The sequence below is a fragment of the Nitrosomonas communis genome, from assembly GCF_024102715.1.
Lineage (GTDB): Bacteria > Pseudomonadota > Gammaproteobacteria > Burkholderiales > Nitrosomonadaceae > Nitrosomonas > Nitrosomonas communis_B.
Window position 1 is genome coordinate 20,913 of the sequence record NZ_JAGFJM010000099.1, and the last position, 16,182, is coordinate 37,094.

Sequence of the window (16,182 nt, forward strand, 5' to 3'; positions counted from 1 at the left end):
ACATTCAAAACAATGGTAAAACAGTCAAATTGCTTTTTTTTACCTAAAATCCATATCGCCACTCATCAGCCACCAGCAATCACGTAATTTTGCCGGTGCTGGGCCAGCGCTCCAGGCATTGGCTGGAATACGAATAGGTAACTCATGTTGAATGCCTCCTGCCGCAATGAAATACGCTGCAAAATTTTCAGTGATTTGGCAAAATAACCGCTGATTGGCACTGAGGCCTGCAATCCTCCTTGCATGCTTCACCAACAACGGAATTTCCTGTAATGAAGCAACCAAGTCAACGACTTCACAACCTTCCGGGTTATGCCGAAGTACCAGCACGCCGCGCACCTTTCTGCCAAATCGATTGATCACCAATACCAATTGGTAATATTGATGCGGGTGTCTAAGATAACGATCGCGCAAGTACGTCCAATCACGCACGCCGACTAATGCATCATGCAAATCCGCTGCCATACCCTGCCAGCATTGATTAATCGCTGTTGCAATCCAGGCCTCCTCAGCATTGATACTGTCGACAACATGCAATCGCGTCAGCCATTGCGGTGTTTTGGCTAGAGGTTGCCATTCAATCTCAACCATACGCCCTGTTTCCGCGTATAAACCCTGCCGTTCGGCGACTTTCATGGCGCGCTCATTTGGAAAGCCGAATCCCAGTAAATAAGGTTTGCCATAGCCGATGTAGCGTTCCAGAAATGTTGCTGCCATCAGGAAAAAAGGTCCTTTTTTCGTCAAAATACCGCGTTCTGCAGGATCGACCATGACATCGCCAATCTGGACTGCTGTTTGTGATTGTCCAAAAAACAGAATTTTTCTGGCTATGCCGCCATAATGAGCGATCAGCCGATTCTCGCGCCATACACCAAGCGCCCGCCCTCGCCCTGCGCCATATTTCCATTGCCACTGGGCGGGGGTCATGGCATGACCAAACGTTTGCTCGAACAAAGCAAGCATGTCGGGAATTTGATTTCCTTCCAGTAAACGCAGTCGCCACACTGGTTGCTGTTTTTTTCTGAAGTGCAGTAACGCATAGCCAAACTGCCCACCTGCATATTTTTTTTGATACAGCCGATTGGATTCATCCAGTTGCGCCAAGCACTCTGCATTCAAGGAAAGATCGGTGATCAGTCGTTGCCGCTGGAGAGCCGTCACGCGCAGTAAATAGTCCAGTGTAGGTGCCGCCATGCTGGATAAATCCAGCTGTTCGACCAATTCAAATCCGAAGCGACTGGCTAATGCCACCATATCATCCAGCAAATGCAATCCTTCCTCAGCGGGATCGGCGCGGCGCAAAGCAAATTCATCGGCGATGAGCAAGCTCCCGCCTGCTGGTAGCAAGTCGAGTCCTTTGTTAAAAATAATCAAGGGTTCGATATATTGAGCAGATTCCTGAAACAGCATGACATCAAAACTATCCTGTGCTGCTTCAAAATCTTCCAGACACTGACAAGTTACCTGTGCTTGTGTGCCCAACCGCTTGTGGATTTGTGCGATTTGCTGTGCATCCGGGGTGATGCCGTGAACCTGATAGCCTTTCTGGCTAAGCAGAGAAAACATTGTCCCCAAGCCGACCCCTACTTCCAGGATACGGCAGGGTGCAGCAGGCAAGCGGCGCAACAACAAATCGGTTGAAAATTGCTGCGCTGCGCCAAGATCATTTTGATTTTCCTGAAACAAACCATAATGCAGATAATCTACTCTATTTTCTTGGAGTAGCAATGCGTGGGCATAAACATTGAGCGGGAAAGTTAGATCTTTGTATGGAGAAATTGCCTCAGGCTTTAAATCAGTGCTATCGTTAGCTTGCTGAAACAATCGCATATCGTTTGTTTTTATGGAAGATGTCGCAGGCGTATCTGGAAGGGGTGCCTGTTTAAGCCAGGATGTGCTCATTAATTTGCCTTCCATGCATGCGGTACAGCGAAATATCCCTGTAGCCTGCCTTCCTGTCGGACATGTAGCGTAGCTACACCGCTTGCTGAATCATAGAGATGGATGCCTTGTTCGCACAGCAAATAAACAGTAATCAAGTATTCCCCTTTGAGCAAAGGCAATCGTTCAAAAATAGCACTGATTTGTCCCGCTCCATTGAGCGTGCGCTCCAATGTGACTTGATCTTCCCAGGTGGCTGCGCTAGTCAGTGTGCGTCCATCCATCGCATGGATTGTCACCGCAACAGTAGGACAGGGGATCGCAGGATCGGAAACAAACGATACTTTCACTCTCACTGTTGATTGCCCGCTTATCACAATGGCGTCACTATCCGCTTTCCCATCGATGTAAACAACCACTTTATCCAGGTGCGCACGCCCGAATGCATATCCACCAGCACTGATCAAAGGCGCTGATACAATTTCATCGCCAGCCGGTACAGCTTGCTCGGTGGCTGCTAGTACACTTCTGTCTAAAAATGTCTGGTAAGCAGACACGACACGCTTTGCGTCTCCTTCCGCCATTAGCTTGCCATGATCAATCCAGAGCGCCCGGGAACACAGTGATTCAATTTGGAAAAGAGAATGGGAGCAAAATAAGATCGTTCTGCCACTTTCCTTTAATTGCATGATGCAATTAAAAGATTTTCGTGCAAATGCACCATCGCCAACTGATAGCGCTTCATCAATGATTAGAATATCAGGATCAATACTCACTGCTACTGAAAATGCCAGACGCACATACATTCCACTCGAATAAGTTTTGACTGGTTGATCAATAAAATCGCGAATCTCTGAAAAAGTAATAATTTGTTCAATCCGGTCAGCAATTTCTGTTCTGGTCAGGCCCATGACGGCAGCATTTAGCCAGATATTTTCGCGTCCAGTAAACTCAGGATTAAAACCGGCTCCCAGCTCCAGTAGCGCTGCCAACCGTCCATTTACCTCCACTTTGCCGCAGGTCGGTGTCAATGTTCCACAAATAAGTTGCAATAAGGTTGATTTACCCGAGCCGTTGCGACCAATTATTCCTATCACTTCTCCGGGCATTATTTCCAAATCAATTCCCTGCAGTGCCCATAGTTCCCGGTAATACTGACGTCTGCCACGCCATAGAAACTGCTTTAAGCGATCTATCGGTTGCGGGTATAACTGATAACATTTACCGAGACCATCTGCATGCACGGCAGGTTGTAAAGATGCTGATATTCGGCTGACATTCAAGCTCATCAACAATTACTTATGTGTTTTCTTAAAGCAGAATTTGTTCATCTACTATGAGCGCTGACAGCAAAGTTCGAGAAGAGGCTTTATTTGATACGCAAAGTGTCAATAATAGGAAGTGCACGCTCATTTTCGCACGAAAAAATACTAAATAGAGAGCTATCTATTATACTATTGTTAGCTACAAAGCGGCGACCTCTCAAGAGAAATCTGGTTTTAATCCTCAGCATAAAAAGTGCAACCACACTGATGTTACTCCAAAGAGCAAGCACTTTTGAATTTTGGGGAGCAAGCGCATCTTTCAACATCAGTGTAGAATACTCTATGAAAAAAAGTGCAGTTTAAGATAAATTTCAGATTAACTAGAATCTTCCACCTATGCAGGCTATAGAAACTTTCTGGTATTCCTGTCTTAAGCATTTCAAGAAAGAGCTAAATGCCCAACAATTCAATACCTGGATTAAACCATTAAAATTAGATACTTCCGGGAATGGCGACGATCAGCCAGTATTAATCGCGCCAAATGGTTTCGTTCTGCAATGGGTTAAAGACAATTTTATACCTCACATTGAGGTAATGGCTCAGCAACACTTTTCTAAGAAAATTCAGTTTCAATTGATACTTGGAAATACAGCTGAAACAAAAAGCTCTAAAAATGAAAGCTTACGCAATATAACTGACAATTCTGCGCAAACTATTGCTACTAAACCGGTATCTAAAAAGAGAAACGCTAGTCATCTGAATCCAAATTTTACTTTTGATAGCTTTGTTACTGGCAAAGCCAACCAACTCGCACGCGCAGGTGCAATCCAGGTTGCTGAGCGTCCCGGCGTCGCTTACAACCCGTTATTTATCTATGGTGGAGTGGGTTTGGGTAAAACGCATTTAATTCAGGCTATTGGTAATTATGTTTTAGAAAACGATCAGGAAGCAAAAATACGCTACGTTCACGCCGAAAAATATGTTTCCGATGTGGTTAGCGCTTACCAGCACAAATCATTTGATAAATTTAAACTGTATTATCACTCGCTGGATGTTTTGCTCGTTGATGATGTTCAGTTTTTTGGTGGCAAGAATCGTACCCAAGAAGAATTTTTCTATGCATTTAATACGCTGGTTGAAGCTCACAAGCAAGTAATCATTACTTGCGATAGTTATCCAAAAGAAATCTCGGGTTTGGAAGAACGTCTCGTATCCAGATTTGGCTGGGGTTTAACAGTAGCGGTTGAGCCGCCAGAGTTAGAGATGCGGGTAGCTATTTTATTAAAGAAAGCTTTGATGGAAAAAATCGTGCTGGATGAAAATGTGGCTTTTTTTGTCGCTAAACATATCCGCTCCAATGTTCGTGAACTGGAAGGCGCTCTGAAGCGGATACTAGCTTATTCCCGCTTTACGGGCCATCCTATATCTTTGGAGCTGGCAAAAGAGGCATTGAAAGATTTGTTGGCGGTGCAGAACCGGCAAATCTCCATCGAGAATATCCAAAAAACGGTTGCTGATTATTACAAAATCAAGGTAGCCGAGATGTACTCTAAGAAACGCACACGCATCGTGGCGAGGCCTAGGCAGATTGCGATGGCAGTCGCCAAAGAGCTCACGCAATTAAGTTTGCCGGATATCGGTGAAGCCTTCGGAGGGCGAGATCATACGACTGTTCTGCATGCGTACAGGAAAATTACAGAATTACGCGCTTCGGATCCGGCTGTAAGCCGGGATTACAATGCCTTAATCCATATTCTTCGCGGATAGCATTGATATCTTGTTTAGAAACCCCCGGGACGGTTTGTGGATAACAATCAAAAAATTAAACTGTGAGTTTCATTCGCAGATTGTTCCGGTGAAATGCTCGTTTTATACAGGGTGAAAGAATACTTCATGTTTTTGATGGTTAAACTATTTTTAAAGCTATACCGTAGCAGATCTTCCTTTATCTACTATTCTTAAAGTTTAAATTAAATGAATTTACTCAAGGCAAATCGGGATCTTTTGCTAAAACCTGTACAAATGGTCAGCGGAATAGTCGAGCGTCGTCATACACTGCCAATACTTTCCAATGTGCTTATCAAGAAAGAGAATGGAAAAATTATTTTTATAACGACTGATCTTGAAATAGAAATCGAAACTTCTTCCCAGGCATCAGAAATGATGATTGCAGAGGATTTTTTCGCCATCACTGTTTCCACCAAAAAACTGTTGGATATTTTGCGAACTTTTCCATCCAACACAGAGGTTGCCTTGATAAAGCTTGATAACCGTCTCCAAGTGAATGCCGGAAAAAGCCGTTTTAATCTGCAAATACTTCCTGCTGATGATTTTCCGCGAATGACCAAGGAAGATCTGCCTGAAATTACGCTGACACTATCCCAGCAAAAATTTAAAACGCTTCTTCACTTGGTTCAGTATGCCGTGGCGCAGCAGGATATTCGCTATTATCTGAATGGCTTGCTGCTATTGGTCGAAGATAAATTCCTGAAGGTGATTGCTACTGATGGTCATCGTCTTGGCTATGCTGCTATTGAATTGGAAGATCAATGGGAGAGAAAAGAAACGATCCTCTCCCGAAAAACTGTTCTGGAGCTTGCAAAGTTACTCGATGACAGTGAAAAACCTGTTGTCATTGAAATCTTTTCCAAAAAAGTACGCTTTGCCTTCTCTGATGTTGTGCTGGTTTCCAAAGTGATCGAAGGAAAGTTTCCAGATTTCAAACGTGCTATTCCTGAAAATAATACCAAGCAATTCAGTATAAACCGCCAGAATTTTCTGCAAGGATTGCAGCGGGTTGCCATTCTCTCTAATGCGAACGAAAAATTCCGTGGTGTAAGACTCATTATTTCAAACGGCGTATTAAGCATTATTTGTAAGAATAGCGAGCAAGAAGAAGCCCAGGAGGATCTCGAAATTGATTATCATCAGGATGCCATTGATATTAGCTTTAATATTACTTACCTATTGGATGTGCTGACTAATCTCACTAGTGAGAACATACAATGTGCTTTTGAAAATGCTAATAGCAGCACGCTGATTACCGTGCCAGGCGACGAGCATTTTAAGTATGTCGTGATGCCAATGCGACTGTAAATAATTCCAAGTTATTCAGCGAAATATTTTTTCAACAAGTGTTACTAAGAGTGATCAAGCGCAATGAATCAGAAATCGCACAATAAATCTCGTGAATATGATTCAGATAGCATCAAAATTTTAAAAGGACTTGATGCTGTCCGGAAACGCCCCGGGATGTATATCGGTGATACCAGTGACGGCACTGGATTGCACCATATGGTGTTTGAAGTAGTCGATAATGCGATCGACGAAGCCTTGGCGGGGCATTGTGACGAAATCACCCTCATCATTCATCCTGATAACTCTGTTAGCGTGCATGACAATGGCCGGGGTATTCCTACCGGAATAAAGCAAGATGATGAACTAAAGCGATCGGCGGCAGAAATCGTCATGACCGAATTGCATGCGGGTGGAAAGTTTGATGATAATTCCTATAAAGTGTCCGGCGGATTACATGGTGTTGGCGTTTCTGTAGTGAATGCTTTGTCAGAGTGGCTGCGTTTATCCATTCGCCGCGACGGTAAAATTCATCAGATAGAATTTCATAAGGGTGTACCTCTTTCACCTCTAACGATTACGGGTGAAACTGAAAAGCACGGAACCGAAGTCCATTTTTTGGCGAATAAGGAAATTTTCGGTGATATCACTTTTCACTACGACATCTTCGCAAAGCGATTGCGCGAGCTTTCTTTTCTGAATAATGGCATCAAAATTAAGCTGATTGATCAGCGAAACGACAAGGAAGAAGTGTTTGCATTTGCAGGTGGTATCCGTAATTTTGTCGAGTATATTAATCGGACCAAAACAGTCTTGCATCCCGCCATTTTTTATGCAAGTGGCATCAAGGAGAATATTGCTGTTGAAGTCTCGATGCAGTGGAATGATAGCTACGGCGAGCAAGTTTTGTGCTTTACAAATAATATCTCTCAAAAGGACGGAGGTACTCACCTGACTGGCTTGCGGGCGGCGATGACGCGCACACTTAATAGCTATATTGAAAAAAACGAGTTGGCCAAAAAAGCCAAAGTTGATACGACCGGTGACGATATGCGTGAAGGATTGACCTGTGTGCTATCAGTTAAGCTGTTCGAACCCAAATTTTCTTCACAAACAAAAGAAAAGCTTGTGTCATCTGAGGTGCGTCCTGTCGTGGAAGAAATCGTGTCGCAAAAACTTTCAGAGTTTTTACTGGAACACCCAGCTGATGCAAAAATGATCTGCAACAAGATCATTGATGCAGCTAGAGCGCGCGAGGCGGCCAGAAAAGCACGTGAATTAACACGTCGCAAAGGTGTTTTGGATGGTATGGGGTTGCCTGGAAAGCTTGCTGATTGTCAAGAAAAAGACCCGGCGCTATGTGAGCTTTATCTGGTAGAAGGGGATTCAGCTGGAGGTTCTGCTAAACAGGGACGGGATCGAAAATTTCAGGCAATCATGCCGCTCAAGGGAAAGATACTGAATGTTGAGAAATCTCGCTTCGATAAATTGATTTCTTCGCAGGAAATCATTTCACTCATCACAGCGCTCGGCACGGGCATTGGTAAAGATGAGTTTAACCCTGATAAACTGCGTTACCATCGCATTATTATTATGACCGATGCAGATGTCGACGGGTCGCATATACGCACACTATTGCTGACATTCTTTTATCGGCAAATGCCTGAATTGATCGAGCGTGGACATATTTACATTGCACAGCCGCCACTTTATAAAGTCAAATACGGTAAACAGGAGCGTTATCTCAAGGATGATTATGAACTAAAACAATATATGCTTGGACTGGCGTTAACAAATGCCGAGCTTTATACCTCGGAAAGTAAACCGCCTCTGAGTGGAGAAACTCTGGCAAATATTGCACATGACTATTTGCTGGCAGAAGCGGTAATCGAGCGAATGAGCCGGTTTATTGACAGCAGTGTGATGTACGCTTTGCTTAAGCAGCCTGATATCGATTTAAGTAATGAGGTGGCGGCACGGAATAGCGCTGCTAAATTAGCTTTTTTACTTCATGATGTTGAAATCACAGCAGAATTCGATGAGGTCTTTGACCATTTTCGTCTCAAGATAACGCGCGTCTATCATGGCAATGTTCAGATCAGTTATCTTGATCAGGATTTTTTGCAAAGCGGTGATTTTTTACAAATCAAAAAAGCTGCTCAGGTTCTTGATGGGTTGATAGGGGCTCATGCATTAGTCAAGCGTGGAGAGGTAAAGCGGCCCGTCAATGAATTCAAGGAAGCGCTTGATTGGTTGCTGGAAGAGGCAAAAAAGGGAGTAAATATTCAGCGCTACAAGGGCTTAGGTGAGATGAATCCGGAGCAATTATGGGAAACTACCATGGATCCTGCCAACCGTTGTTTATTACGTGCACAAATTGAAGACAGCATACTTACAGATGAAATTTTCACGACTCTCATGGGTGATATTGTAGAGCCCCGTAGAGAGTTCATTGAAAAAAATGCGCTACGTGTAACAAATCTTGATGTATAGCAGAAGTTGATTTTAATGACGAATTTTTTCTGTTTTTTCTGAGAAGATAACTGTTTGATCTATTCTGCTATTTTGGAATGGGTCGAGCCGGCATCGGCCTATTTCGCACTAATTAATGCTAAAAATATCGGAAAATTGAATTATTCCGCGTTGACTGATAAGCCTAGTCAGGTTAGAATCCGCGTTCTTTTGTGTGAGCGTGTAGCTTAATTCTTTTCGGTTCTGAGGGGAGAGCAAATAATTTATGCCTTGGATACCAAATCGAGCGCTATACGTAGTGATACGCTGGCAAGTGCTGTTTACAGCAGTTATGGCGCTAATTTTAGGATGGATGTTAGGATTGCATGCTGCTATTTCAGGTTTGCTTGGTGGAATGGTTAGCGTAGTTTCATCTGTGCTCTATGCGCTCATAATCTCGCGTCATACAGGGTACACTGCAGCGGGTGCTGTACGTACAGCATTAAGGGCAGAAGCAGTTAAAATTATTATAATGATTGTTTCTCTTTGGGCAGTATTTGCAGTCTATAAACAAGTTAATCCGACCGCATTTATCGGAGTATTTATCGTGGCAGTAATTATCTTTAGCTTGGCGTTATTTGTGCCCAATGACTCTAAAGATATTAAATGACAAAATTAGATAATAGATAATTCAATAATGGCATCAGATCTTGAGCTTACTCCAACCTCATATATAACTCATCATCTCACTAATTTAACAGTCTCAGTAAGCGATGGCCCATTCTGGATATTGCATATAGACACATTAGTCATGTCTATAATTCTAGGGGTGCTGGGAATGGGTTTTTTGTGGTTAATAGTCCGTAGAGCAACCCCGGGCGTTCCTACCAAGCGCCAGGCCTTTGTGGAATTGCTCATGGAATTTATTGATGCGCAGGTGAAAAATACCTTTCATGGTAATAGGCATGCTTTCGTGGCTCCGGCAGCCCTAACGATTTTTGTTTGGGTGTTATTGCTAAACACAATGGATCTTTTGCCCATCGATATTATGGCCTGGATTTATGAGCATGTGTTTGGGTTGCATAATTGGCGCAGTGTGCCGACAACAGATGTCAATACCACTTTTGCATTGGCGCTGTCAATATGGTTGTTAATGATATTCTTTAACATTAAGGTTAAGGGAATGGGTGGCTGGATGCATGAATTGTTTTGTACCCCTTTTGGTAAAAACCCCATCTTGTGGCCGCTGAATTTACTTTTTAACATGATTGAATATGTATCCAAACCGTTGTCTCATTCGCTGCGGTTGTTCGGGAATATATATGCAGGGGAGATCATATTTCTGTTGCTGGGTATGTGGGCTGCAACTGGCGTTTCAGGTTCCTTTTTTAGCATGATACTTGGCGCAGGCTGGGCAATTTTTCATATACTTATAGTAACTCTGCAAGCATTTATCTTTATGATGTTAGCTGTGGTTTATCTTTCAATGGCGCATGAGTCACATTAAATAAAGGCAGGATTTTTTTACATAAATTTTTAAGGAAGGGAAAAACTATGGAAAATTTACAATTTCTCGCAATGATACAGGCTTATACCGGAATCGGAATTGGTCTAATGATTGGTCTTGGTGCGGCTGGTGCGTGCATAGGTGTGGGCGTGATGTGTAGCCGGTTTTTAGAGGGCGCTGCACGCCAGCCGGAAATGATTCCAACATTGCAAGGAAAAGTATTCTTATTGTTGGGGTTGACTGACGCATCATTCATTATTGCTGTTGGCTTGGCCATGCTGTTTGCGTTTGGTAATCCGTTATTAGCAGTGATTCAATAATAACTATTTGCAATTTATAAAACTTACACGAAGCTGGCTATGAATATTAATTTCACTCTCATATCACAAGCACTAGCCTTCTCGGTATTCATATGGTTTACGATCAAATTTGTATGGCCGCCTCTGCTGCGTGCAATTGAAGAGCGTCAAAAACAAATTGCAGATGGCTTGGCTGCGGGTGAGCGCGGCAAAAAGGAATTGGAGCTTGCAAGTCAAAGGTCTTCAGAGGTATTGAAAGAAGCGAAACAACGCGCAACAGAAATTCTTACGCAAGCTGAAAAGCGAGCAGCAGAAATTGTTGAAGAAGCCAAAGAAAATGCGAAGATAGAAGGAGAGCGAATATTGGCAGGCGCAAAAGCTGAAATTGAGCATCAAGTATTTGGAGCAAAAGAAGCGTTGCGTCAACAAATAGCAGGTTTGGCAGTAGCCGGTGCAACAAAAATATTGCGTCGTGAAGTGAATGCCAAAGTGCACGCCGATTTGCTTGCATCTATAGAAGAAGAGTTAAAGTAATGGCCGAAGAAATAACAATTGCAAGACCTTATGCTGAGGCGGTATTTAGATTGGCAAAGGAAAGGAATACATTGTCGGCGTGGTCGGATATGCTGAAGGTTATTTCGGAAACAATATCTGTTGGGCAAATACAAGCGCTTGTGAGTAATCCAGGCGTTTCGGCAGATAAGCTATCGGAAATAATTTTGGAGATTTGTGGAGATAAGCTCAATAGCGAAGGAAAAAATTTAGTTGCTCTATTGATTGAAAATGACCGTATAGAAGTATTGCCGCAATTGAGTGATTTGTATGAGCAATTAAAGGCGCAGTATGAAGGGATACTAGAGGCTAATATTACTTCGGCATACGAGATTTCTGATAAGCAATTAGAAAAATTAGTTTCGGTACTCGAAAATAAATTCAAATGTAAAATCAAAACAAAAGTAAACATAGATCCAGAGTTAATAGGCGGAGTAAAAGTAGTAATCGGCGATGAAGTTATTGATAGCTCCGTACGCGGTAAACTCGAAACCATGTCTGTTGCCCTTAAAAGCTAGGAGTTATTAAAATGCAGTTAAATCCATCAGAAATCAGTGAGCTGATTAAAAATAGGATTGAAGGTTTATCTATTTCTTCTGAGGTTCGTACCCAAGGAACCATCGTATCATTAACGGATGGAATTGTTCGAATTCACGGACTTTCGGACGTTATGCAAGGGGAAATGCTTGAGTTTCCAGGCAATACCTTTGGGCTGGCGCTAAATTTAGAAAGAGATTCAGTCGGTGCAGTTATTTTGGGTGCTTATGAACACCTTACTGAAGGCGATACAGTCAAGTGTACAGGACGAATATTAGAGGTTCCAGTTGGTGAGGGTTTATTAGGGCGAGTAGTTAACGCATTAGGACAGCCCATTGATGGAAAAGGTCCCATAACTGCCAAGAAAACAGAGCCTATAGAAAAGATTGCGCCAGGTGTTATTTGGCGTCAGTCTGTTGATCAACCAGTACAAACTGGACTTAAGGCTATTGACTCCATGGTGCCAGTAGGTCGAGGCCAACGTGAATTAATCATTGGAGATCGTCAAACTGGAAAAACAGCTGTAGCCATAGATGCAATCATTAACCAAAAAGGTGAGAATATGATTTGTATCTATGTGGCAATTGGACAAAAAGCTTCATCAATTGCAAACGTTGTGCGCAAGCTTGAAGAACACGGTGCAATGGAATACACCATTGTTGTGGTGGCATCTGCTTCAGAGTCTGCTGCAATGCAATTTATCGCACCTTATTCGGGTTGCACAATGGGCGAATATTTTCGTGATATCGGACAGGATGCGCTCATCGTTTATGATGATTTGACTAAGCAAGCTTGGGCATATCGCCAGATATCATTATTACTGCGCCGTCCTCCTGGACGGGAAGCTTATCCAGGGGATGTATTTTATCTGCATTCACGCTTATTGGAACGTGCTGCGAGGGTAAATGCTGATTACGTTGAAAAGAATACAAATGGAACAGTTAAGGGAAAAACTGGCTCATTAACAGCATTGCCAATAATTGAAACGCAAGCAGGTGATGTGACCGCATTTGTTCCTACGAATGTGATCTCCATTACCGATGGGCAGATATTCCTGGAAACAGATTTGTTTAATGCTGGAATTCGTCCTGCTATCAACGCAGGTATTTCTGTGTCGCGCGTGGGTGGGGCGGCGCAAACCAAAGTAATAAAAAAACTGGGTGGCGGTATACGACTTGCTTTAGCACAATATCGAGAGCTTGCTGCTTTTGCTCAGTTTGCATCAGATTTAGATGAAGCAACACGCAAGCAACTAGAACGGGGGAAAATGGCGACCGAGCTGATGAAGCAGTCCCAATTTGCCACGTTAAGTGTGGGAGAAATGGCGTTGACCCTATTCGCGCTGAATAAAGGATATCTTGATGATGTAGAAGTTAAGCGCGGTTTAGCATTTGAGTCCGCGCTGAGAAGCTACATGCGTAGCCAACATGCTGAAATCATGGATAAGATTGAAGCAACTAAGAATCTTGATGATGCGACTGAGCAAGCATTATCGACAGCAATTGAAGAATTTAAGAAAAACGGGACATATTAACCGATGGCTGGAAGCAGAGAGATACGCAATAAAATCAGAAGCGTTAAGAATACGCAGAAGATTACTCGTGCTATGGAGATGGTTGCTGCATCAAAAATGCGCAAGGCTCAGGATCGCATGAGAAAAGCACGGCCCTATGGAGAGAAAATCCGTAATGTTGCTGCCCATATGAGTCGTGCAAGTACGGAATATCGTCATCCTTTTTTGGTTGAACGTGATACGGTAAAACGAATTGGTATTATAGTCATTACCTCGGATAAAGGATTATGCGGTGGGCTTAATACCAATATTTTGCGTAAAGCTGTCAATCAGATGCGCATCTGGGAAGCTGAAGGCGAGCAAGTGGAAGTATGCTGTATAGGCAACAAGGGTCTGGGTTTTATGAGCCGTATTGGAGCAAACGTTATTTCTCAGATAACAGGGCTTGGTGATACACCGAATATCGAACGATTGATAGGTGCTATTAAGATTGTGCTTGACGGCTATACAGCAGATCGGTTTGATAGGGTTTATATTTTTTATAATCGATTTGTTAATACGATGAAACAAGAGCCCACGATGGAGCAGTTGCTGCCATTATCCGATGAGCGTATTCGCGAAGGTGGAAAGGATATTGAGCAAAAAAAATTATGGGACTATTTATATGAGCCCGAAGCGAAACCAATCATAGATGATATTATGGTCAGATATGTCGAGGCATTAATTTATCAGGCTGTTACAGAAAATATGGCATCAGAGCAATCTGCTAGAATGGTCGCGATGAAAGCTGCTTCAGATAACGCAGGTAACTTAATTAATGAGTTGACTTTAATATATAACAAATCTCGTCAAGCCGCCATTACTAAGGAATTATCAGAAATTGTTGGTGGTGCAGCAGCTGTTTAATCAATATTTTAGTATTTTAGGGAACAATAATGAGCCAAGGTAAAATTGTTCAATGTATCGGTGCAGTGATTGACGTTGAATTTCAGAGGAACAGCGTTCCTAATGTTTATGATGCGCTGATAATGGAAGGTACAGAACTAACACTTGAAGTGCAGCAACAGTTGGGCGATGGTGTCGTAAGAACGATTGCACTCGGTTCCTCGGAAGGATTACGTCGGGGCATGACTGTTGTAAATACGGGAAAGCAGATAACAGTACCTGTAGGTATCAAAACGCTTGGACGTATTATGGATGTGCTGGGTAGACCTATTGATGAAATGGGGGATATAGGTTCTGACAAAAGCATGCCGATACATCGCGCTGCACCAGCGTTTGACGAACTTTCTGCCTCAACTGAGCTGTTAGAAACAGGAATTAAGGTCATCGATTTAATTTGCCCGTTTGCTAAGGGTGGGAAAATTGGTTTGTTCGGTGGAGCAGGTGTGGGCAAGACGGTGAATATGATGGAGTTAATCCGTAACATTGCTATTGAGCACAGTGGTTATTCTGTTTTTGCTGGTGTGGGCGAGAGAACAAGGGAAGGTAACGATTTTTACCATGAGATGAAGGAGTCCAATGTATTGGATAAGGTTGCTCTGGTGTATGGTCAGATGAATGAGCCGCCTGGTAACCGCTTGCGTGTGGCATTAACTGGTTTGACCATGGCAGAAGCCTTCCGTGATGAGGGCCGTGATGTCCTGTTTTTCGTGGATAATATTTATCGTTACACCCTTGCTGGAACAGAAGTATCTGCGTTACTAGGTCGAATGCCTTCTGCTGTAGGTTATCAACCTACGCTAGCTGAGGAAATGGGGCGATTGCAAGAGCGTATTACATCTTCTAAGGCAGGCTCTATTACTTCCATTCAGGCTGTTTATGTGCCAGCGGACGATTTGACTGATCCTTCTCCGGCTACAACATTCGGACATCTTGATGCCACGGTAGTATTGTCGCGTGATATTGCTTCTTTAGGGATTTATCCTGCCGTTGACCCACTTGATTCTACTTCTCGACAATTAGATCCTATGATTGTTGGAGAAGAGCATTACAATACTGCTCGTGCAGTACAGCAAACGCTGCAGCGATATAAAGAATTGCGCGATATTATCGCAATTTTGGGTATGGATGAACTTTCACCCGAAGATAAGCTAACTGTTAGTAGGGCAAGGAAAATACAACGATTCTTATCACAGCCATTCTTTGTTGCGGAAGTGTTTACTGGCTCAGCAGGAAAATATGTGTCATTGAAAGAGACCATCAAAGGTTTTAAAGGAATTGTTAACGGTGAGTATGATGACATACCAGAGCAAGCCTTCTATATGGTTGGTGGAATCGAGGAAGCGATTGAGAAAGCCAAGACAATTCAGTAGTTAAATCTATTTGGTGTGGAAAAATAAATGGGTACGATATTTCATCTAGATATTGTAAGTGCTGAAGAGTCAATATACTCTGGACCAGCGGAGTTTATAGCGGCACCTGCACTTATGGGAGAAGTGGGCGTTTTTCCTAATCATACACCTATGCTTACTCGTATTAAATCGGGGATGGTGCGGATTAAAGCTCCCTTAAAAGACGAAGAAGCAGTTTATGTATCAGGCGGTATGCTGGAAGTTCAACCAGACGTGGTAACAATACTGGCTGATACTGCAATACGTGGTAAAGATCTAGACGAAGCCAAAGCTTTAGAAGCCAAGAGAAGAGCGGAAGAAGCTATGAAAAATAAAGTATCCGAAATTGAATATGCGCGTGCACAAGCAGAATTAATTGAAGCTGCAGCGCAGCTTACTGCTATTCAGAAGCTTAGGAATCGCGGGCATTAGCTATTAGAATAAACTGGCAGATATCATAGTTCTCCCACTAGCGGCAAAACAGCTAAGTAGTATTTACAGTTCCTGTTATCGTGAGGAGTAAGAGTAGCAAAGAGATGATGGTGTCTTGACCGAAATCCAAGGCACCATCTGCTTTGTCATTGACTGGATAGGAGTTAGCTGTTGTCAAACACATGCATGCTGACAAGCCAGGTATCGTTGCTAATTAGTCAGCCCTGAAATATCGACAAGCTATTGATATTATGAATAGATTCTATTCATTGCGATGATCATGCCGACCAGAAATGTTAAAATATTCAAGTGTTTTCTGGTCGAAATGGTGATTAAA

Annotated in this window: 14 protein-coding genes; 12 read left to right on the forward strand and 2 right to left on the reverse strand. The window is 42.9% G+C overall.

The genetic code is table 11. The annotated features are described in order from the left end of the window. Positions 1 to 39 precede the first annotated feature (39 nt). Together J5I83_RS09405 and J5I83_RS09410 are read right to left on the reverse strand one after the other, a co-directional pair. On the reverse strand, positions 40 to 1,902 hold the full coding sequence (locus tag J5I83_RS09405; RefSeq protein ID WP_304055310.1) for a GNAT family N-acetyltransferase: 1,863 nt from the start codon (positions 1,900 to 1,902) through the stop codon (positions 40 to 42). Next, positions 1,902 to 3,170 (reverse strand): ABC transporter ATP-binding protein, encoded by a 1,269-nt coding sequence (locus J5I83_RS09410; protein WP_304055312.1) that lies wholly within the window; start codon positions 3,168 to 3,170, stop codon positions 1,902 to 1,904. Before J5I83_RS09410 ends, J5I83_RS09405 begins: the two co-directional genes overlap by 1 nt. Positions 3,171 to 3,542: 372 nt before the next feature. On the opposite strand from J5I83_RS09410, the gene dnaA reads away from it, so the two are divergent. The 12 genes from dnaA (at position 3,543) to J5I83_RS09470 (ending at position 15,845) form a co-directional block, all read left to right on the forward strand. Then, entirely contained in the window at positions 3,543 to 4,913 is a 1,371-nt protein-coding gene (dnaA, locus tag J5I83_RS09415; protein WP_304055313.1) for a chromosomal replication initiator protein DnaA, read from the forward strand. 207 nt (positions 4,914 to 5,120) lie between these two features. After that, entirely contained in the window at positions 5,121 to 6,242 is a 1,122-nt protein-coding gene (gene dnaN / locus J5I83_RS09420) for a DNA polymerase III subunit beta (protein WP_304055315.1), read from the forward strand. Positions 6,243 to 6,305: 63 nt separating this feature from the next. Next, positions 6,306 to 8,714, forward strand: a complete 2,409-nt coding sequence (gyrB, locus tag J5I83_RS09425; protein WP_304055317.1) for a DNA topoisomerase (ATP-hydrolyzing) subunit B — start codon at positions 6,306 to 6,308, stop codon at positions 8,712 to 8,714. A gap of 244 nt (positions 8,715 to 8,958) precedes the next feature. Beyond that, a complete protein-coding gene (locus J5I83_RS09430) occupies positions 8,959 to 9,342 on the forward strand; it encodes an ATP synthase subunit I (protein ID WP_304055319.1) in 384 nt (127 codons plus the stop codon). Positions 9,343 to 9,369: 27 nt separating this feature from the next. Next, entirely contained in the window at positions 9,370 to 10,179 is an 810-nt protein-coding gene (atpB, locus tag J5I83_RS09435) for a F0F1 ATP synthase subunit A (RefSeq protein WP_304055321.1), read from the forward strand. 47 nt (positions 10,180 to 10,226) lie between these two features. Continuing rightward, the gene (atpE, locus tag J5I83_RS09440) at positions 10,227 to 10,499 is read left to right on the forward strand and encodes a F0F1 ATP synthase subunit C (RefSeq protein ID WP_046848906.1); all 273 of its coding nucleotides are present in this window, start codon (positions 10,227 to 10,229) and stop codon (positions 10,497 to 10,499) included. Between the two features lie 39 nt (positions 10,500 to 10,538). After that, the gene (locus J5I83_RS09445) at positions 10,539 to 11,012 is read left to right on the forward strand and encodes a F0F1 ATP synthase subunit B (RefSeq protein ID WP_304055341.1); all 474 of its coding nucleotides are present in this window, start codon (positions 10,539 to 10,541) and stop codon (positions 11,010 to 11,012) included. Next, positions 11,012 to 11,548, forward strand: a complete 537-nt coding sequence (locus J5I83_RS09450) for a F0F1 ATP synthase subunit delta (RefSeq protein WP_304055343.1) — start codon at positions 11,012 to 11,014, stop codon at positions 11,546 to 11,548. Before J5I83_RS09445 ends, J5I83_RS09450 begins: the two co-directional genes overlap by 1 nt. A gap of 11 nt (positions 11,549 to 11,559) precedes the next feature. After that, positions 11,560 to 13,101 (forward strand): F0F1 ATP synthase subunit alpha, encoded by a 1,542-nt coding sequence (atpA, locus tag J5I83_RS09455; protein WP_304055345.1) that lies wholly within the window; start codon positions 11,560 to 11,562, stop codon positions 13,099 to 13,101. A 3-nt stretch (positions 13,102 to 13,104) separates the two neighbouring features. Further along, positions 13,105 to 13,986 carry a F0F1 ATP synthase subunit gamma gene (gene atpG, locus J5I83_RS09460; protein WP_304055346.1) on the forward strand — a complete coding sequence of 294 codons (882 nt, stop codon included), beginning with the start codon at positions 13,105 to 13,107 and terminating at the stop codon, positions 13,984 to 13,986. A 29-nt stretch (positions 13,987 to 14,015) separates the two neighbouring features. Continuing rightward, positions 14,016 to 15,395 carry a F0F1 ATP synthase subunit beta gene (gene atpD / locus J5I83_RS09465; RefSeq protein WP_304055347.1) on the forward strand — a complete coding sequence of 460 codons (1,380 nt, stop codon included), beginning with the start codon at positions 14,016 to 14,018 and terminating at the stop codon, positions 15,393 to 15,395. Positions 15,396 to 15,422: 27 nt separating this feature from the next. Further along, positions 15,423 to 15,845, forward strand: coding sequence for a F0F1 ATP synthase subunit epsilon (locus tag J5I83_RS09470; RefSeq protein WP_304055348.1), 423 nt, complete (start codon positions 15,423 to 15,425; stop codon positions 15,843 to 15,845). The last annotated feature ends 337 nt before the right edge of the window (positions 15,846 to 16,182 follow it).